Source organism: Vibrio neonatus, assembly GCF_024346975.1.
GTDB classification, from domain to species: domain Bacteria; phylum Pseudomonadota; class Gammaproteobacteria; order Enterobacterales; family Vibrionaceae; genus Vibrio; species Vibrio neonatus.
The window spans coordinates 1,233,384-1,251,717 of sequence record NZ_AP024885.1 but is presented as its reverse complement, the minus strand read 5'-3'; the positions used below and the strand labels follow the sequence as shown (position 1 = coordinate 1,251,717).

Below are 18,334 nucleotides of genomic sequence, written 5' to 3'. Positions count from 1 at the left end.
AACCCACCAACAGAAGTTTAGCGGATGTTTGACAACTTAGAGAATCCATGTAGCTACATTAAGCAAAACTTAACCATACCACCATAAACACAAGACCCCACGATGGAATGAATAATGCCAAGCGTTGTGAATCACTCTTAAATGCTTGTAATGTGCTTGATGCTAATTACTATTGTACCCAAACTGTCGTGATTTTAATGTTTGCTTCCACCATGATTCGCGTTCGATGATCAAGCTGCTATCTGTAGTAGATTTGAATATTTCTAAGACCGAATACTCAAAGTTGTTCTGGATATAGTCAAATGTCAGCTGTCGTAGTTCAACGTTACCGCCATGACCATTACGTGCATATGACTTCCACCGCCCCAGTAACATTTGTTCACCACTAGCCGAACCTACATACATCTTGCCACTTTGTTTATCAGTTATTAAGTAAATTGCCTTTTGATTCTCAAGTGCTGTCTTCCAACTGTCCTTTTGAAGTACCGAATGCATTTCACCCCATGATAATCTTACATTGTCGTACCCTGGGAATTTATCATTACTAAAATCATCGGATAAGATTTCATGTACAGAAATATCATCAATAACTGAAACAGCTCTTCTAACCATATTTTGAGATGAATTTTGAAATTTAACTACTAGGCGACCGCAGTACTTCTCATATTTAGGGATAGACTCGTATTCGTACCCGACACCATTAAAGACATTCAAATCTTTAGTCACTTTTCCAACGTGGAATAACAAAAATTTGTCGTCTTCGATTTTCAGGAAGCCAACGGTGATTTGCCCCTCTTTATACGAACGATTGTGACTGTAGTTGTGATAGTGCCCGTTTAATAATGTTGAAAAATCTCGCATTCCATATATTTCTGACGGATTCCAGTTATCAGAAAACATTAGGTTGAACCTAATCTTCACATTATCTAAATTATCAAAATTTAGAATGTCATTTAATAAAATCATGCTTACCTTACTTATTGTTGTCGCTGGCACATAACAGCTTATTAATTAGCAGCAGGATAACCTCTTGTTTTCCTGTAAGTTTCATCATTAAAATATCACCTGTAAGTGATTGTTGTAAATGCATTTTTTAATAAAAACATGAGTTGAACATAACAATTTAGCGGATACAAAAGATGCATAAGTTTTTACGAGATCTGCATAGCAATTTTATATATTACAAACGATTGATAATAATGTGTTCATGTCTAAAAGTTAGTATTATCGATGCGCCAATCAAACGATTTATGCATCTTTTTCATAGTTATTACCTTAACTGCAACTGTATATAAACACAGTGAATTAGTAAGGTAACAGTTATGGGGCAATTAACATTTTTGGATGCTATACGGACAGAGATCAGGTTATGCCATTACAGCTATCAAACAGAAAAATCCTACCTCTATTGGAACTGCTATTTCATTCGACATTGCAATATTCGTCATGGCTCTGATATAACCCACACTTTGATTGAACAATTTCTCAGCTTTTTTAGCAGTGGAGTGCGAAGTGTCGGCGAGCATAGAAAAACAAAGTTCGAATGAGTAATTGCTCTAAATGATAAAGAGTCAGAAATGAGTTTACTAACATCCCCTACCTGCAACTAAAAAGTACAAGCTTTAAAACCTAAATCGCAATAAAAAAGGAACTCTTGAAGAATTCCTTTTGGTATCAGTACCATCAAAGCGCAATACCTTACGATACGGCTCCTTGTTTATTCCACTTCTAGCGGAAGTGCCTCATTCGCACCCCACTCCGCCCAAGACCCATCATATAAAATAGTGTTGGATAGGCCCATTTCATGCGCGGCTAAAATAAGAATGCAGGCGGTGATCCCCGAGCCACAGGAAAACACTAAACGCTCAGAATCCTCACTACCAATATCAGAGAACAACTGTAATAACGCCTGTTTTGATTTAAATCCATTCCCCTCCATCAAAGAGGCAAATGGGAGATTTACTGAATTAGGGATTCGCCCTGCTCTAACGCCGGGTCTTGGCTCTGCAACTTCAGCATTGAACCGTGCACGGCCTCTGGCATCCACCACCAATTGTTTAGGATTATTCAGTTCGGCTAATACCCTTTGGTAATCGGTCACCTTATTTGACTCGTAGTTCGCAACAAAATCACCACGGCCAACAATCTTTGAATAAGCGTGACTGGTTGGGTATCCTTTTTCTATCCAAGCCGGTAGTCCACCATCCAAGACCTTTACGTTGTCAAAACCCATAACCTTAAACGTCCACCATGCTCTGGGGGCGCTGTAGATCCCTTGATTGTCGAACACAACGATCGTACTTTGCTTGTTAATGCCTAACTTTTGCGCATTTTTAGTGAATTGTTGCGCTGTAGGAAGTGCATGCAGTTGGCTAGATTCGTTGTTACAAAAGTCGTTTTCTATATCGAAAGGCAATGCACCAGGAATGGTGACAAACTCTGAGTATTCAATCGGCTCTTTGCCCACAACATTGAGCATAAAGGCATCCAATAGCACCAAATCTTTGTCACCTAAATGCTTACTTAACCAAGTACAATCTACCAACACATTGCTCATTTTATATCCCTAAAGTATTGCGGCCTAACAATTCAGTATTTATCAAACTGACTCTTGTGACAAGCATAAAGCTCAGTACCATCGCCACATGAAGCATGATATTAGTTCTAATTTTTCTGCTAGACTTGATAAAAATTCATACCAATTAATCTTTTTATCCATTTCTCTATGATGATGAATAACGGTAACTTGTGATTAAAAGCTAAAGATGAGGAAACCATTATGTCGTTAAAAATAGTCAGCATAACTCCAGAATTTGACCCTACTGTCAAAGAAATCATCAAAAAAGTGGGCAAAGAGTTTGGCGCTGTGGGTGAAGGTTATGGACCTTCAGATCCTGAAGTCGAAAATATGAGTCGCTATTATACGTTAGACAACAATAGTCGTTACTTTGTCGCACTGAAAGGCGGTGTGGTTGTGGGTGGCTGCGGAGTCGCACCCTTTGTAGAAGGCTCTTCAACTTGTGAATTAAAAAAGCTTTTTTTATTAGAGGGAGCAAGAGGTTTAGGCTTGGGTAAAGCGCTGTCTAATCACTGTTTAGACTTTGCTAAAGAACAAGGCTTCACTCAATGCTACTTGGATACGCTTTCAAATATGACCTCAGCCGTGCGTTTGTATGAAGGGCTCGGTTTTGAGCATTTAACCAAACCACTAGAGGGTACGCTCCATAACATGTGTGATGTTTGGATGTTGAAAGCCTTATAGCTCGCACTAGTAAGAAATCATTCAAGGATGAAGGATGCACAACTATAAATTATTAGTCGCCCTAGACTCATTGCTTAAAACCCGCAACCTGACGCTGTCAGCTCAAGAGTTGAACGTTAGTCAGTCAGCAATGAGTAAAACATTATTGCAAATTCGAGATGCCTTCGGCGATCCCATTTTGATCCGTGAAGGCAATCAATTTTCATTGAGTCAACGTGCTATTCATTTGCAAAAAGAGCTGCCTGAGCTTTTACAAAGGTTAAACAGGCTTTACTCTCCTAATGAAGTTGTGCCGAAAGAGATCTCCCGCCGCTTTACCCTCGCCTTCAATGCCTTTATTGCCCCCAAAATGCTGCCTGTTATTTGTCAGCAATTGGAACAAGAATCCCCATTATCAAGTTTAACCACTCAACTGTGGCAAAACGAAGATCTCAGCGAGCTTCATAAAGGAAGCGTTGATTTGGTCGCGACCATGGCAGAAGAGATCCCTGAAAATCTATACGGCAAGCGTCTTGGTGGCGATAAGTACGTGGTGCTAATGTCAGCTTCACATCCACTGGCTCCTATGTCGATGACGACCAAACGCTATATGGATGCTAAACACATTTTGGTTAATGGTGTGGTAGATAAGCAAAGAGAAGTGGATCGACTTATTGCGGATGCAGAGCAACAAAGACATATATTCGCGACAGCCCCCTCTTTTGAGTCTGCTGTGGAAGCCTTGCTTCTTACTCATACCTTAATGACGGTTCCCCTACATATTGCTGCGAGTTTTTCTAATAAAGAATTGGTGGTTAAGCCTGTACCGTTTGATACCAACGAACATCACTATTACCTACTTTGGCACGCTCGTTATAACAACGATCCTGAACACCAGTGGTTTAGAGAGCTTTGTTTACCGCTGATAAAGGACGAACTGTGCAAATCTATTGAGCTTGGAAAACAGGCTTTCGGCTAGGAATTTCAGGCAAGAAAAAAGGAGACCCAGAGGTCTCCTTTAGATAAAGCTATATGTTCTAAAAAATTATAGAGCAGCTTTTGCTTTTTCAACTAGAACTGCGAATGCAGCTTTGTCGAATACCGCAATATCCGCAAGGATCTTACGGTCGATCTCGATAGATGCTTTCTTAAGACCGTTGATGAAACGGCTGTAAGATAGACCATTCTGGCGAGATGCAGCATTGATACGAGCGATCCATAGCTGACGGAACACGCGCTTTTTAGCACGACGGTCACGGTAAGCGTATTGACCAGCTTTAGTAACTGCTTGGAAAGCTACGCGGAATACACGTGAACGTGCTCCGTAGTAACCTTTAGCTTGTTTTAGAACTTTCTTATGACGTGCACGAGCTTGTACACCACGTTTTACGCGAGGCATTATGTCTCTCCTAAACTAAACGAATTAAAAACTAAAAAGAATTAAGCGTATGGCATCATACGCATAACACCAGCCACTTCACATTTTGGAAGGATAGCGTTAGGACGTAGTTGACGCTTGTTCTTAGTAGTACGCTTAGTCAAGATGTGACGTTTACCAGCGTGCTTAAATTTGATACCACCAGCTGTTTTCTTGAAACGCTTAGAAGCACCTTTGTTGGTTTTCATCTTAGGCATGATGAATAACTCCGCATTGTTGAGTTGTTAATAACATAGTAATTAGGGCGAATAAAACCCTGCCACTCAGGAGCAGCAAGGTTGGATTACTTGTAGGCCTGTAATTACTTCTTCTTAGGGGCTAGCACCATGATCATCTGACGACCTTCAATTCGGCTAGGGAAAGATTCAACAACAGCAAATTCTACTGTATCTTCTTTCAATCGCTTCAGAACGTCTACACCGATGTCTTGGTGTGCCATTTCGCGGCCACGGAAGCGAATTGTTACCTTCACTTTGTTGCCGTCTTCTAGGAAACGCGTCAGGTTGCGTAGTTTTACCTGATAGTCTCCAATATCAGTTCCAGGTCGGAATTTTACTTCCTTAATCTGAATCTGCTTTTGCTTCTTCTTCTGCTCTTTAAGAGCTTTGCTCTTTTCAAAGAGGAACTTACCATAATCCATCACTCGACAGACAGGTGGCTCGGCGTTAGGGCTGATCTCTACGAGATCCATACCAGCTTCGTCTGCTGCAGCCTGTGCTTCTGAGTAAGTTACGATACCTACTGGTTCGCCATCAGCGCCAGTTAATCGAACTTCACGTACGCTTCGAATCTCACCGTTTAAACGGTGCTGGTTTTGTTTGGCCGGTTGTTGTTGACCACGTCTTCCGCCTTTAATAGCTTATTCCTCCAGATTGAGCTTACGGCTTGAAACCTCGGCTTGGATGTATGAGATAAAATCATCCACTTTGAACTTGCCTAGGTCCTTACCCTTACGAGTACGTACTGCTATTTCGCCAGCTTCCATTTCTTGGTCACCGACTACCAACATGTACGGTACACGTTTTAAAGTGTGTTCGCGGATTTTAAAGCCAATCTTCTCATTTCTCAAGTCCGCTTTGGCTCTAATTCCACTTTTTTGCATTTTTTGTGCGATTTCTTGAACATATTCTGCTTGTTTATCAGTAATGTTCAAAATTACCGCTTGTTCCGGTGCCAACCACGTTGGGAAGAACCCAGCGTATTCTTCGATAAGAATACCGATGAAACGCTCAAGTGAGCCCAAAATAGCGCGGTGAATCATAACAGGAACTAAACGTTCGTTGTTTTCACCCACATAAGTTGCACCTAAACGACCCGGTAAGTTGAAATCGAGTTGCACTGTACCACATTGCCACGCACGATCCAGACAATCATACAAAGTAAATTCAATTTTCGGTCCGTAGAACGCACCTTCACCCTCTTGGATCTCGTAAGCGATGTCCATAGATTGCAGCGCTTGCTCTAGTGCTTTTTCTGATTCATCCCAGATTTCATCAGAGCCAACGCGCTTTTCAGGGCGTGTAGACAGCTTCACTACGATGTTATCAAAACCGAAAGTTTGGTATGTATCGTAAACCATCTTGATGCAGCTAATCACTTCATCTTGAATTTGGCTTTCAGTACAGAAGATGTGTGCATCATCCTGAGTAAAGCCACGCACACGCATAATGCCGTGCAGTGCACCTGATGGTTCGTTACGGTGACATGAGCCAAACTCAGCCATACGTAGCGGCAAATCACGGTACGATTTTAGACCTTGGTTAAAGATCTGAACGTGACCTGGGCAGTTCATTGGTTTGATAGCGTATTCACGGTTCTCTGAACTGGTTGTGAACATCGCATCAGCGTATTTGTCCCAGTGACCAGAACGTTCCCAAAGAACGCGGTCCATCATTAGAGGACCTTTTACTTCTTGGTAATCGTATTCAGTCAGTTTTTCACGGATGAATACTTCTAGATTACGGAAAATAGACCAGCCATTGTGATGCCAGAACACCATACCCGGTGCTTCTTGCTGCATGTGGAACAAGTCTAGATGCTTACCAATCTTACGGTGGTCACGCTTAGCCGCTTCTTCAAGGCGTGTTAAGTGCGCCTTAAGTGCTTTCTTGTCGTGGAACGCTGTGCCGTAGATACGCTGTAGCATCTTGTTATCGCTGTTACCACGCCAGTATGCACCTGCTACGTTAAGTAGCGTGAAGTGCTGACAGAAGCCCATGTGGGGTACGTGTGGACCGCGACACATGTCAACGTATTCTTCGTGGTGGTATAAACCTGGACGATCGTCTCTAGCAACGTTTTCATCCAAGATTTCAATCTTGTAGGTTTCTCCGCGAGCTTCAAATGCATCGCGAGCTTCCTGCCAGCTGACTTTCTTTTTAACAACTTGATACTTAGTTTTCGCAAGCTCTTTCATACGCTTTTCGATTTTGTCTAAATCTTCTTGCGTAAGGTGGTGCTCCATATCGATGTCGTAGTAAAAACCGCTGTCGATCGTAGGACCGATAGCCATTTTTGCATCAGGATAAAGTTGCTTAATGGCATGACCAAGAAGGTGAGCACATGAGTGACGCACGATTTCTAGACCATCAACTTCATCTTTTGCAGTGATGATTTCTAGGCTTGCATCTTGCTCAATAAGATCGCACGCATCAAAACGTTCGCCATTCACACGACCTGCAATGGTGGCTTTTGCCAGACCAGGGCCGATAGAAGCTGCGACATCAAGAGTTGATACAGGGTTGTCAAATTGACGCTGACTGCCGTCAGGAAGAGTAATTACAGGCATTTTAAGTCCTATTCCAGTGGTGTTACATACGAAGCAACACATGTTTAAGTCAATCTCTTGTGTTCAATGCCTTAGAAAACAAGAGCCAAATGAATTGTTGGTTAAATCCGTCACAAATACTGATGTGAACGACGCCATTTAACAAACAAGCGGAGTATTGTAACTAAAATCCCCAAAATGACAATAGAAAAGCCTAGTCTGTCCCCTACTCTTGACCCTGTTTATTAGAAAATTCATACAATTGTCATCAATTGATACACTGGATAGACCATTAAATGTGAGCGCTTTGGTATACTTCGAAAAATAACAGGTAACAACAAAGACTTTAAGCGCCATTATGTTTTTATCCCCTTACTTCGTAAATGAAGATTCGTCGTTTTATTTTACTCGTCAACAAGCTAGCAATTTTGCCAAAGGCATTGCCGGTGACTTTAACCCTATCCATGACGAAGACCACAAACGCTTCTGTGTACCGGGCGATCTTTTATTCGCTGTATTACTACAAAAAGAAGGGATCAGCCAAAACATGGAGTTCACCTTCTCTGGAATGGTGGGTGACGGTGTAAAGCTAAAAGTAGAGCACGAAAACCAAGAAATCAGTGCCGTTGTTGATACGAAAGAAAAACAATACCTCAGCCTCAACCGCAACGGCAATAACAGCACTGACAAAGAGCTTATCGAAAATGTGATTCGCGGCTATGTGAAATTTTCTGGAATGAACTTCCCACACATCATGGTTCCTCTTATGAAAGAAGAACAAATGATGTTCAACACCAAGCGCCCTCTTATTATTTACGAAAGCATGAAACTTGAATTCAGTCGTTTTGATATTAAACAGCCAACGGTTGATTTAAGCAGTGCCACCTTCGATGTAAGCGGTAAACGCGGCGTTGTGACCTTAAACTTTGAATTTAAAGGTGAAGGACAAGTGATCGGTAAAGGCACCAAGCGTATGATCGCCAGCGGTCTTATCCCTTGGGTAGAAGAAGACATGATGGCCTACGTAGATAAATTTAACGAAGCCAAAAACAACTTCGATAAGTAACAGCATCTAAAAAAAGGGGTCAGGTCTTGGAATGCAAATTTCAAGACCTGACCCCTTTTTAACAAGTGATTGGCAAAGGCACCAAGCGCATGATCGCCAGCGGTCTTATCCCTTGGGTAGAAGAAGACATGATGGCCTACGTGGACAAATTTAACGAAGCCAAAAACAACTTCGATAAGTAACAGCATCTAAAAAAGGGGTCAGGTCTTGAAATGCAAATTTCAAGACCTGACCCCTTTTCAATTACACTATTTCAAGCAGCGCCTGCAATGGGTGTTTTGCTACTACACTTTGCAGTCGTTTCACTTGGCTTCGGCATGAATAGCCGGTCACTAAGCAACGCTCTTTTGGCAATTGTTCTAGACTTGGTCGCCAACTTAAATCGTAAATATCTTTTGACCATTGCAGTTTATCCGCTTCATGACCAAAGGTGCCTGCCATACCACAACAACCCACTGGCACAGAGTTAAGTGACGCACCAAAGTGACTAAAGATAGCTCCCCACTCTTTCTCTGCGTTAGGCAACATGGTTTTTTCAGTACAGTGCGCCAACAAATACCATGACGGTTGCTGCTTACTCTCTATTTCGGGCAATGTGGTTAGCAGTGGCAATAGCCACTCATGCACTGTCTGCACGCTAAAATCTGGGCAATTTTTCTTCAGTATTTCTCTATATTCATCGCGATAACAGAGCACCAGTGCAGGATCAACGCCGACCATCGGCATTTTAAGCTTGGCGGCGTCGGCTAAGAATTGAGAAGTGCTCTCTGCTGTGCTGGTAAATTGCTTTAAAAACCCTTTAATATGTTGCGCTTTACCATTGGGCTGGAATGGCAACATGATTGGAGTAAAACCGAGCTTAATGATCAATGAAACAAAATCGTCCACCACTTGCGCATCGTAGTAGCTAGTAAACGGGTCTTGTACCACAATGACATGCTTTTGTTTTTGCTCATCACTTAACTGCGATAATTTTTGATAATCGTATTTAGAGACATGTTGGCTCTTCAAACGTTGTTTTAAGGTCGGCGACGACAGCAGCGGCGCATCCACATAACCTATGCTAGAAGCCACTAACGACTGCACCCAACCAGTATTAAGTACCGTATTAACCAGTTTTGGTGAAATAGCCATCAGCGGTAGCAAAGATTCAATGTTAGCAACAAAGTAATCTTTTAGTGGTCTTTGATAGCGGGTGTGGTAGAGATTTAAGAAACGCGCTCTAAAGTTAGGCACATCGACTTTAATCGGACACTGCGTTGCACACGCTTTACACGCAAGACAGCCTTGCATCGCCTCATACACTTCATGAGAAAAATCGTAATGATGACGACGATTAACGCGATTCATGACTCTATCGAGCATATTCTTTAGCGACAACGAACCTTTTAGTGTTTTACTTTCTAAATCAAGAATATCAACGCCTTGTTCAGATAACTGGCGCAACCACTCTCTGACAATTCCCGCGCGACCTTTTGGTGAATGTCGACGGTCAGCTAAGATCTTCATAGAAGGACACATAGGCGACGCAACATCATAGTTGAAACATAAACCGTTACCGTTACATTCCATCGCGCCATTAAAGCTATCGCGCACAGTGACGGGGATTTGACGGTCAAAATGCGCTCGTTTCACCCCGTTGACCTTGACCAATTCGTCACTCGAACCCAATGGAGTACAAATTTTGCCTGGGTTCATCTTATTTAACGGATCAAACGCCCCTTTCACGCGGCGCAATTGTTCAAAAAGATGCTCGCCGAAAAATTCAGGGCCGTATTCCGAGCGGAAGCCTTTACCATGCTCGCCCCACATCAATCCGCCATATTTAGACACCAACTCTACAACTTGGTCGGAAATTTGGTGCATCAGTGCTTCTTGCTTAGGGTCGCACATATCCAGTGACGGTCGAACGTGCAACACGCCTGCATCAACGTGACCAAACATGCCGTAACGAAGATTGTGCCCATCCAGCAGCGCCCTAAACTCAGCGATAAAATCCGCCAGATTTTCCGGAGGTACACAGGTATCTTCGGCAAAAGCCACTGGCTTGGCTGCGCCCTTAGTCGCGCCAAGTAAACCTACTGCCTTTTTACGCATGCCGTATATTTTGCCTATGCTGGCAAGATCGTCGCAGATTTGATAGCCGATGATGCCGCCTTTTTGCGATGCGATCATTTCATCTAAACGCAGCAATAACGCGTTCACTTGCTGATCAATTTCTGCTGAATCATAGCCGGCGTACTCTACAATATTAACGCCGAGCATTTCTTGGCCGGGAACTTCAGTTAACAAATCACTGACGGTGTGCCATACGATATCTTGCTTGGCCAGGTTAAGCACGATGGAGTCAATGGTTTCAACCGACAATGCATTCGCCTCTACCATCATGGGAGCTGAACGAAGCGCTGAATCAAAGCTGTCGTATTTAACGTTAACGAGTACGCGAGATTTAGGAATTTTGGTGAGATTGAGTTTGGCGCGAGTAATAAAGCCCAATGAACCTTCAGAGCCACACAACACTCGCTCTGGTAAAAATTGATCGTCAATCAGAGCATTTTTTAAATCGTAGCCAGTAAGAAAGCGATTTAACGGAGGAAAGCGCGCTTCAATCGCTTGACGATGCTCACGACAAATCCTTTGTGTTTCAGCAATTGCATTCGCCGCAAAGCTGTTTTCTTTCGTTTGTTGCCATTGTTCGGTGTCTAATACAGAACCATCGGCCAATACTGAGGTTAATCCCAATACGTGATCAGAGGTTTTGCCATAACGCAGCGAACCTTGCCCCGACGCGTCAGTATTGATCATGCCACCAATTGTGGCTCGGTTACTGGTTGAGAGCTCAGGGGAAAAGAAATAACCGTGCTCTCGAATCAAATCATTGAGCTTGTCTTTAATCATCCCTGTTTCGACAATTACCCAGCCCTCTTCAAGGTTCAGTTCAACCAAATTATTTAAATAGCGAGATAAGTCGACCACAATATGTTCGGTCAAAGACTGTCCATTAGTACCTGTGCCGCCCCCTCTTGGAGAAAAACGAACCGATTGAAATTCACTTTGGTGACCAATTTCGGTTAACAGTTCAACATCAAGCTGCGTTTTGGGATGCAGTACGGCTTGCGGTAATTGTTGATAAACACTGTTGTCGGTTGCTACCGCCAATCGGCTGGCGTATTGGCTTTCAATATCACCTTGAAAGCCGCGTTGTACAAGCTGCTCAAGGTAGCTATCAACGGTCGCGTTGCTTGAAGGGGTTTGGCTGAGTCTTGGTAACATAATGCTTCCTGCAGTCATCATGCTCTACTCCATAGTCTTAGGCATGATTAATTTAAGTCATTTATTTTCTAACACTTTACATGATTTAAGAAATGATCAAAACCATCATAGAGAATGCTGTTCATTTACTCTTTAAGAGTAAGCGAAAAAGGAGTAAAATGTGTCCCCCTTTTGGTGATGCCGAGAACGTATGAACAAGCAAAAAGCGTTGAAAAAAATAGCAAAATGCCTTGAATTGGGTAATTCAGCCAACGTCAACGAGGCTGCGAACGCCATAAAAATGGCACACAACCTTATGCTCAAGTATGGTCTTGAAAAAGATGATATTGAGTTTATCAAAATGGGGAAAACTCAATCTTCTCACCTTTTACCTAGTAATGTCGGTAATAATATTTTACGAGTTATACGTGGCATTAATACCAAATTTGGTGTAGAAGCAGTATTGCTAAACCATAAAGGGTTAAAACGCGTTGAGTTCATCGGTGAAGCTGATCGTGCCATTTTTGCCGCGTTTGCTTTTGATGTTGTGTATCGAGAAATGAATGAACACACAGGTAAGTTTAGAAATAGCTTTGCCGGTTCTGGTACACCCTCTTCAGAAGTCACCAAACGAGTGAACTCATTTTTATCGGGCTGGATTGAAGGAGCGCTAGAAAAATTACCGCTCATTGCCCCAGATGATGAATCCGATAAGAAAATTAAAAATTATATTGATAAAGAATTTGAAAATATAGATAGAGAAACCTTTAAAAAACAACTTCAAGAAGCGATGAAAAACCTTACCGCTGACTACGAAGTTGGATTGAAAAAAGGCCGAACTTTATCTGTCAGCCGACCTGTTGAAGGGGCTCAAGCCAAAAAACTGCTGAAATAGTCATATTTCTCCCTTAATAACGCTTGATTAGAACAAATATGCAACAGTTTATTCACAATGGTGTAATATTATAGTCTTAACCTTTCGGCGAGGATCGAACCATCGATACTGGCCTGTCTCGAATAAAAGGTCGTATCAAAAGCAAATACTTATGGAGTAGTTATTAGTATGCAAAAAACTTTCTCACATTGCGATTGGTGTAAAAAATTGGCTTTCGTTGAAAAATTGACTTACATGGACGGGTACGTTAACTCTTGTTGCGACTCTTGCAAGCAAACCGCGCTGATCGATATCAAGCGCTACAACCATGAAGAAAGTGTCACTCCGCAAAAAGAAATGTTCAAACGTCAACACGTGTAGATACCTCGAAAAAAAAATAATCCTCCGGCATAGCCGGAGGTTTTTCATATGCGCCTATAAGGCTTTCATGCTGGCAGCGCCCTAGCAGGCGCATAATGATCTGACATTTGCATAAAAATTGTTACTTACGGCCCGTAAACGGGCTACCTGGATACGGGATCGATAACTGCTCCCCCATCTTATCCTGTTCTAATTGGTGCTTTATGTAACTTTTGATCTTGCTAGTATTTTTTCCAACCGTATCTACATAATATCCACGGCACCAAAACTCTCGGTTTCTATATTTAAATTTCAAATTGCCAAACCGCTCATACAACATCAAACTACTTTTACCTTTCAAATACCCCATAAACGCTGAAACACTCATCTTAGGCGGTATTTCTAAAAGCATATGGATATGATCCACACAACATTCTGCTTCAATGATATTTACATTTTTCCATTCACATAGCTTTCGTAATATTTCACCTACAGCTCTCCTTTTTTCACCATAGAACACCTGTCTTCTATATTTTGGTGCAAAAACTATATGATATTTACAATTCCAGCGCGTGTGCGCTAAGCTCTTTTCGTCCCCCATTGGGACCCCCTTTCAATTTTAATTCAACTCTTGTAGTTGCCAGACCACAAGGTATTTTTATCAAATTGAAAGGGGTTTTATAACTGACTCATAGCTGTAAGCTTTACTGAACCCCCAGCCTAGCTGGGGGTTTTCTCTATACAACAACAAACCCAACTTAGTGTTGGGTTTTTTTTTGCCAAAAATTCACTATCAAAGCTTGATCTTTAACCAAACAGGCATTACTGTTTATCTATACAGTATGCATGGAGATACAGTAAATGCACTTTCTACCAATGAATAATAGCAGCGCTTTAAATCTTTCACCTCGTTCTTTTGCAGCATGTAACTTAGAACGTTTGGCTAAAGCTTCATCGGCTCACAAATGGATTTTATTCACTGCACAAACCCATCTTCCAGACCTAAAAGACCTGCAATCATACCGTGTCGATTGTGAGAAAATCATTCAGCTAAAGCCCTCATTAAAGAGCAGCGAAATCGAAGTAGTGACCAAAGCCATCACCTTAGGCAATGCCAGTGCCATTGTAGCCAGTGGCAATATTGATAGCTTCGCTCGTAAACAATTACAACAATTAGCTATGCAACATGGATGTGAAGTCTTTTTCTCAACATCAAACACTCAATATCTTCATTAAATTAACAATTTATTAAGATACAGAGGGTAAAAATAGCCAAGGCAAATTGACTAGGCGCAATCGTTTGCTTTTCTATTGGAATAGTGAAAATGATCTGTGTATTATTCTCAGCAGTATTTACCCTATTAGGTATAAATTATGAATCTTGCTGACCAAGTATTAGACGTTAACGATGACTTGCCTATTCGCACCGACAAACCTGTACACAGTGGTAAAGTGCGCTCAGTGTACTGGCTTACTGAAGAAGACAGTCGCCGCTTAATCAAAGAAAAAAACTACGATGTTTCCGCAGATGCTCCTTTAGCTATCATGGTAATTAGTGATCGCATCTCAGCATTTGATTGTATCTGGCACGGTGAACAAAACCTAAAAGGGGTTCCCGGCAAAGGAGCTGCGCTTAACGCCATCTCTAATCATTGGTTTAAGCTGTTTAAAGATAATGGTTTAGCAGATAGTCATATTCTTGATATTCCCCACCCTCTAGTGTGGATCGTGCAAAAAGCTAAACCTGTTATGGTTGAAGCTATCTGCCGTAAATACATTACAGGCTCAATGTGGCGTGCTTATTCAAAAGGTGAACGCTCATTCTGTGGCATCGACTTGCCTGAAGGCTTAATTAAAGATGGATTATTAGAAGATCTATTAATAACTCCTTCAACCAAAGGGATTTTAAAAGGCATTCCTAACGTTCCTGAAGTGGACGATGTGAACATTACCCGTCAAGACCTGATCAATCACTACGCATCATTTAACTTCCAAGCACCACAAGATGTAGATCGCTACGAAGTGTTGCTAAAAGAAGGCTTTAACGTTATTGATAACGCTCTTTCAAAAATTGGACAGATCTTTGTTGATACCAAATTTGAATTTGGCTATGTCACAGACAGTAAAGGCAATGAAAAACTGATCTACATGGATGAAGTAGGCACACCGGATTCTTCACGTATCTGGGATAAAGACGCCTACAATGATGGTGTGATTGTCGAAAACTCTAAAGAAGGGTTCCGTCAGTTCTTACTTAATCATTTCCCAGATCCAGATATCCTACTTAATAAAGATCGCATGCCAGAACGTAACGCTCTAGCAGTAGACAATGAACTGCCGTTATCAGCAATGATGGATCTATCAAAAACTTATACCAGTATTGCAGAGAAAATTACGGGTCATAAGATTGAGCTAAGCGCGAATCCTAAAGCAGAAATCGTTGAAATATTGGCAAGAGATTACGCGTTAGTTGACTAACTCAAGCGCGCTAAACTAACTGCGCTCAAGGCATTTATGCTAAAGAAAGTACGCTAAAACAAGGTATGTAAATTAAGTACGCTAAATTAAGCGAACTAAACGCACCGATAAGCACTCTCTGTAGTCATGCCATACAGCATGAAGCCGTCACTAATACTGACGGCTTCTTTTATGCTATTCATCCAACGGCTCTACTCACTCAATTTAAATTTGATACCCTACCCACTTGATTGCCTGAGATCTTTCCTAGCAAATCATTTTTGATTGCATTGCCTAATAAAGAAAAGTGGACGCCTTGAATGGCACCTTCTAATTTCCACAGCAAATTAATATTAAGATCTAAACCATAGATGGATTGCAAACGGCGAAATGACTCACTTGAACCTATGGTCTTCAATCGGCTTACGTCTTGAATGTCTATTCTGGCTAGCATCCTTTCGGTACTGAGTTGTAAATTGGGTAAATCACGGATGCGTTCATGACAATGCTGGCATTTATCTTTGTCGGTTTTGGCATTTTCTATGGATTTTATAAATAGAGAATGTGTTTGAATGGGATCAGAGAAATAAAGATCCATAATGTTGTAATACTGGACTCTTGCGCTGCCAATTCGCTTTTGAAATTTGAACTGTTTACAGCCTAAAGTGATCAATTTATCGGTTAAATCAGGCCCGCCGCGCAGATACGCCTTTTCGTTATGCACCAATAAAAACATCGCATCATCAATAAAATAACCCGTACCGCCAAACATCGAACGAGAGTTTAATCCATTAAAATGTTGAATTTTCTCAATCACAGCTGCAATTCCATTTTTAGCCATAATTATGGTCTCCACTTGCATCATTATCTGTCTTATTTCAGAGTCTATCGACCTCATACCAATCACACTCAATAAGTAATCAGAAATAGCACAGGAAAAACACTCAAAAAGCAAGGCGGAATTTTTCGATAAGTAGTTGTTCTACAATCAAAAATTGCAACGCCGTTAGCGAGTATTTTAACCAAGCTAGAATGACCAGTTATTGAATACGATAGTTATCACTCCTCCCACTACTCAATAAGCTTTACAGTCAAGCGTTCTGTTGTCTATGTACGCCTAGTAGTATTGAAATTACAAAAAGTATGAGAGATTGCGATTTGTATCGAGAAGAAAATGGGATTTGAGCGTAAATTAGCCAACTAAAGTACGCAAAATGATTCTAATAATTTTCAGCTGAATAGGATTAGTGTAAGCTGATGAATCTTCTAAATATGATTGCATATTATGCAGTGTATTCATCCTTAAACAACCACCGGAAAGTATCTAAACAAACATGTTGCTAGGGTTATTGTTCATTTTTATCCCATTGATTGTGGGTTATTTCATCTCAATTAAAACACCGCATATCTTAGGTAAGATCAACAAGATCTGTTCATACACGGTACTGTTTATCCTATTTCTAATGGGGTTAAGCATTGCCGGAATGGAAAACCTTGGCGGCAACATAAAACAGATCATCATAGTGGCGAGCTGCTTTTTTATTAGCATGGGTATATTTAACGTTCTGGCTTTACCCTTGGTCGATATTAAATTTCCTTTGCAGGTACAAGGCAAAAAAAACAAACTACCGCTATTGGAAATGGCCTCAGAATCGCTACAACTGGTGTTTGTGGTCGCTCTTGGCGTTGGAATTGGTTTGCTACTACCTGGATATTGGAACTGGGTACATGCTGCGAGTGAATGGACCTTATTTGGCTTGCTATTTTTAATCGGCATACAGCTTCGAAATAGCGGTCTGACACTTCGTGAAATCATCATCAACAAACATGGCTTAATCATCGCAGGAGTCGTAATACTCACATCTTGGTTCGGCGGCATTGTGTCTGCTCTAATACTTGGCTTGCCGATAAGCCAAGGGCTAGCCATGGCGTCTGGCTTTGGCTGGTATTCATTAAGTGGCATTTTAATCACTGAGAGCTACGGCCCTTTATACGGCAGTGCCTCATTAATTGTTGAGTTACTTCGTGAGCTGATGGCGCTTATTTTTATCCCACTATTAATAAAAAGCCGCCCTTGCACTGCTATTGGCTACGCAGGCGCAACTGCGATGGACTTTACATTACCCATCATTCAGCAAACCGGTGGCATACGTTGCGTTCCTGTGGCGATTGTCAGTGGTTTTATTTTAAGTTTGTTGGTCCCTGTTCTGATCTTAACCTTTGCCGGATTAGGAATGTAATATTTGGCGGGTTTGCTCACATTCGGTCATCGAACGCTTAGGTAATTGATAGAAGGTTTGTTAGATTACTTTTACTACTGTCGTAGAGTCTATCAACTCAGGGAATTATTCGATGAACAAAATGCTGGTTTTACTATTGTCAGCTATGCCTGCTTTTGCCTTTGCCGCAAACACGGAATGCCAAATCAAAAAATACGATACTTATATTGATGCTTCAATTAATTGGTATCAAGACCTTGCCACGATCACCAGCAATGACAAACCACAACTCAAAGAAGTCAGTGAATGGTTTGTCGACGGTCGTAAAAAACACTTTGAGCTCAATCGCGAAGCCGTACACACCTTTTTAAAGTCTGAGCCGAATAAAGTTTCCACAGAAGCAGACGTCGAATCTTGGCTGCAACTGACTCAAAGCGACATTAAAGCACTGTCTAATCGTGATGATAAATTAGGCCAATTAGCCAAACAAAGTTTCCAATATCGACAAGCACAATCTCACCCACAAAATTATGAATTTCGCTCGGCACTGGCTGATTTACTCAGCCACCCCAATAAAATCGAGCATGCGTTAAATCGCTATAACCATTCAATTGAGGACGTAGTTGCTATGAATTGCAACTCACATTGATGCTTTACTCT

Annotated in this window: 19 protein-coding genes; 10 read left to right on the top strand and 9 right to left on the bottom strand. The window is 41.5% G+C overall.

Annotated elements, in window-relative coordinates:
• Positions 1 to 162 precede the first annotated feature (162 nt).
• A complete protein-coding gene (locus tag OCU38_RS05810) occupies positions 163 to 900 on the bottom strand; it encodes a GIY-YIG nuclease family protein (protein WP_261824122.1) in 738 nt (245 codons plus the stop codon).
• A gap of 422 nt (positions 901 to 1,322) precedes the next feature.
• Between OCU38_RS05810 and OCU38_RS17095 the strand changes: the two genes are divergently transcribed.
• A complete protein-coding gene (locus OCU38_RS17095; protein ID WP_390625243.1) occupies positions 1,323 to 1,547 on the top strand; it encodes a phage integrase N-terminal SAM-like domain-containing protein in 225 nt (74 codons plus the stop codon).
• A 170-nt stretch (positions 1,548 to 1,717) separates the two neighbouring features.
• Here OCU38_RS17095 and OCU38_RS05805 read toward each other — a convergent pair whose 3' ends face one another.
• On the bottom strand, positions 1,718 to 2,557 hold the full coding sequence (locus OCU38_RS05805; protein WP_261824121.1) for a sulfurtransferase: 840 nt from the start codon (positions 2,555 to 2,557) through the stop codon (positions 1,718 to 1,720).
• A 222-nt stretch (positions 2,558 to 2,779) separates the two neighbouring features.
• On the opposite strand from OCU38_RS05805, the gene OCU38_RS05800 reads away from it, so the two are divergent.
• Entirely contained in the window at positions 2,780 to 3,262 is a 483-nt protein-coding gene (locus tag OCU38_RS05800; protein ID WP_261824120.1) for a GNAT family N-acetyltransferase, read from the top strand.
• A 34-nt stretch (positions 3,263 to 3,296) separates the two neighbouring features.
• The gene (locus OCU38_RS05795; RefSeq protein WP_261824119.1) at positions 3,297 to 4,220 is read left to right on the top strand and encodes a LysR family transcriptional regulator; all 924 of its coding nucleotides are present in this window, start codon (positions 3,297 to 3,299) and stop codon (positions 4,218 to 4,220) included.
• Between the two features lie 66 nt (positions 4,221 to 4,286).
• Here the strand turns inward: OCU38_RS05795 and rplT are convergent, their stop codons facing one another.
• From rplT to thrS, 4 genes are all read right to left on the bottom strand, one after another.
• Positions 4,287 to 4,640, bottom strand: a complete 354-nt coding sequence (gene rplT, locus OCU38_RS05790; protein WP_021713177.1) for a 50S ribosomal protein L20 — start codon at positions 4,638 to 4,640, stop codon at positions 4,287 to 4,289.
• 41 nt (positions 4,641 to 4,681) lie between these two features.
• The gene (gene rpmI, locus OCU38_RS05785) at positions 4,682 to 4,876 is read right to left on the bottom strand and encodes a 50S ribosomal protein L35 (protein WP_021713176.1); all 195 of its coding nucleotides are present in this window, start codon (positions 4,874 to 4,876) and stop codon (positions 4,682 to 4,684) included.
• A 104-nt stretch (positions 4,877 to 4,980) separates the two neighbouring features.
• Positions 4,981 to 5,535, bottom strand: coding sequence for a translation initiation factor IF-3 (gene infC / locus OCU38_RS05780; RefSeq protein WP_084309116.1), 555 nt, complete (start codon positions 5,533 to 5,535; stop codon positions 4,981 to 4,983).
• A 3-nt stretch (positions 5,536 to 5,538) separates the two neighbouring features.
• Positions 5,539 to 7,467: a threonine--tRNA ligase gene (gene thrS, locus OCU38_RS05775; RefSeq protein WP_261824118.1), complete on the bottom strand. Its 1,929-nt coding sequence runs from the start codon at positions 7,465 to 7,467 to the stop codon at positions 5,539 to 5,541.
• 337 nt (positions 7,468 to 7,804) lie between these two features.
• Between thrS and OCU38_RS05770 the strand changes: the two genes are divergently transcribed.
• Positions 7,805 to 8,512: a DUF3581 domain-containing protein gene (locus OCU38_RS05770; protein WP_261824117.1), complete on the top strand. Its 708-nt coding sequence runs from the start codon at positions 7,805 to 7,807 to the stop codon at positions 8,510 to 8,512.
• A 243-nt stretch (positions 8,513 to 8,755) separates the two neighbouring features.
• On the opposite strand, the gene ydiJ is transcribed toward OCU38_RS05770, so the two are convergent.
• Positions 8,756 to 11,785 (bottom strand): D-2-hydroxyglutarate dehydrogenase YdiJ, encoded by a 3,030-nt coding sequence (gene ydiJ / locus OCU38_RS05765; protein ID WP_261824242.1) that lies wholly within the window; start codon positions 11,783 to 11,785, stop codon positions 8,756 to 8,758.
• A gap of 190 nt (positions 11,786 to 11,975) precedes the next feature.
• Here ydiJ and OCU38_RS05760 point away from each other — a divergent pair, with 190 nt between their 5' ends.
• Positions 11,976 to 12,659: a DUF2786 domain-containing protein gene (locus OCU38_RS05760; protein ID WP_021713171.1), complete on the top strand. Its 684-nt coding sequence runs from the start codon at positions 11,976 to 11,978 to the stop codon at positions 12,657 to 12,659.
• A gap of 168 nt (positions 12,660 to 12,827) precedes the next feature.
• Positions 12,828 to 13,019 (top strand): hypothetical protein, encoded by a 192-nt coding sequence (locus tag OCU38_RS05755; RefSeq protein ID WP_261824116.1) that lies wholly within the window; start codon positions 12,828 to 12,830, stop codon positions 13,017 to 13,019.
• Positions 13,020 to 13,140: 121 nt separating this feature from the next.
• Here the strand turns inward: OCU38_RS05755 and tnpA are convergent, their stop codons facing one another.
• Positions 13,141 to 13,599 carry an IS200/IS605 family transposase gene (gene tnpA, locus OCU38_RS05750; RefSeq protein WP_261824104.1) on the bottom strand — a complete coding sequence of 153 codons (459 nt, stop codon included), beginning with the start codon at positions 13,597 to 13,599 and terminating at the stop codon, positions 13,141 to 13,143.
• A 260-nt stretch (positions 13,600 to 13,859) separates the two neighbouring features.
• Here tnpA and OCU38_RS05745 point away from each other — a divergent pair, with 260 nt between their 5' ends.
• Complete coding sequence (locus OCU38_RS05745; protein WP_261824115.1) at positions 13,860 to 14,234, top strand: hypothetical protein; 375 nt, start codon at positions 13,860 to 13,862, stop codon at positions 14,232 to 14,234.
• A 138-nt stretch (positions 14,235 to 14,372) separates the two neighbouring features.
• On the top strand, positions 14,373 to 15,476 hold the full coding sequence (locus tag OCU38_RS05740; protein ID WP_261824114.1) for a phosphoribosylaminoimidazolesuccinocarboxamide synthase: 1,104 nt from the start codon (positions 14,373 to 14,375) through the stop codon (positions 15,474 to 15,476).
• A gap of 199 nt (positions 15,477 to 15,675) precedes the next feature.
• Here the strand turns inward: OCU38_RS05740 and OCU38_RS05735 are convergent, their stop codons facing one another.
• Entirely contained in the window at positions 15,676 to 16,296 is a 621-nt protein-coding gene (locus OCU38_RS05735) for a TfoX/Sxy family DNA transformation protein (protein ID WP_261824113.1), read from the bottom strand.
• A gap of 493 nt (positions 16,297 to 16,789) precedes the next feature.
• On the opposite strand from OCU38_RS05735, the gene OCU38_RS05730 reads away from it, so the two are divergent.
• Positions 16,790 to 17,695 (top strand): lysine exporter LysO family protein, encoded by a 906-nt coding sequence (locus OCU38_RS05730; RefSeq protein ID WP_261824112.1) that lies wholly within the window; start codon positions 16,790 to 16,792, stop codon positions 17,693 to 17,695.
• Between the two features lie 112 nt (positions 17,696 to 17,807).
• Entirely contained in the window at positions 17,808 to 18,323 is a 516-nt protein-coding gene (locus OCU38_RS05725) for a hypothetical protein (protein WP_261824111.1), read from the top strand.
• Positions 18,324 to 18,334 lie beyond the last annotated feature (11 nt).

What these genes read in the sequence shown, in the direction of transcription:
- OCU38_RS17095 (WP_390625243.1), top strand. Translation starts at nt 1,323, where the DNA reads ATGGGGCAATTAACATTTTTGGATGCTATACGGACAGAGATCAGGTTA.
- rplT (WP_021713177.1), bottom strand. Translation starts at nt 4,640, where the DNA reads ATGCCTCGCGTAAAACGTGGTGTACAAGCTCGTGCACGTCATAAGAAA.
- ydiJ (WP_261824242.1), bottom strand. Translation starts at nt 11,785, where the DNA reads ATGTTACCAAGACTCAGCCAAACCCCTTCAAGCAACGCGACCGTTGAT.
- rpmI (WP_021713176.1), bottom strand. Translation starts at nt 4,876, where the DNA reads ATGCCTAAGATGAAAACCAACAAAGGTGCTTCTAAGCGTTTCAAGAAA.
- OCU38_RS05760 (WP_021713171.1), top strand. Translation starts at nt 11,976, where the DNA reads ATGAACAAGCAAAAAGCGTTGAAAAAAATAGCAAAATGCCTTGAATTG.
- OCU38_RS05755 (WP_261824116.1), top strand. Translation starts at nt 12,828, where the DNA reads ATGCAAAAAACTTTCTCACATTGCGATTGGTGTAAAAAATTGGCTTTC.
- tnpA (WP_261824104.1), bottom strand. Translation starts at nt 13,599, where the DNA reads ATGGGGGACGAAAAGAGCTTAGCGCACACGCGCTGGAATTGTAAATAT.
- OCU38_RS05800 (WP_261824120.1), top strand. Translation starts at nt 2,780, where the DNA reads ATGTCGTTAAAAATAGTCAGCATAACTCCAGAATTTGACCCTACTGTC.
- OCU38_RS05810 (WP_261824122.1), bottom strand. Translation starts at nt 900, where the DNA reads ATGTTTTCTGATAACTGGAATCCGTCAGAAATATATGGAATGCGAGAT.
- OCU38_RS05735 (WP_261824113.1), bottom strand. Translation starts at nt 16,296, where the DNA reads ATGGCTAAAAATGGAATTGCAGCTGTGATTGAGAAAATTCAACATTTT.
- OCU38_RS05730 (WP_261824112.1), top strand. Translation starts at nt 16,790, where the DNA reads ATGTTGCTAGGGTTATTGTTCATTTTTATCCCATTGATTGTGGGTTAT.
- OCU38_RS05740 (WP_261824114.1), top strand. Translation starts at nt 14,373, where the DNA reads ATGAATCTTGCTGACCAAGTATTAGACGTTAACGATGACTTGCCTATT.
- OCU38_RS05745 (WP_261824115.1), top strand. Translation starts at nt 13,860, where the DNA reads ATGCACTTTCTACCAATGAATAATAGCAGCGCTTTAAATCTTTCACCT.
- thrS (WP_261824118.1), bottom strand. Translation starts at nt 7,467, where the DNA reads ATGCCTGTAATTACTCTTCCTGACGGCAGTCAGCGTCAATTTGACAAC.
- OCU38_RS05770 (WP_261824117.1), top strand. Translation starts at nt 7,805, where the DNA reads ATGTTTTTATCCCCTTACTTCGTAAATGAAGATTCGTCGTTTTATTTT.
- OCU38_RS05795 (WP_261824119.1), top strand. Translation starts at nt 3,297, where the DNA reads ATGCACAACTATAAATTATTAGTCGCCCTAGACTCATTGCTTAAAACC.
- OCU38_RS05725 (WP_261824111.1), top strand. Translation starts at nt 17,808, where the DNA reads ATGAACAAAATGCTGGTTTTACTATTGTCAGCTATGCCTGCTTTTGCC.
- OCU38_RS05805 (WP_261824121.1), bottom strand. Translation starts at nt 2,557, where the DNA reads ATGAGCAATGTGTTGGTAGATTGTACTTGGTTAAGTAAGCATTTAGGT.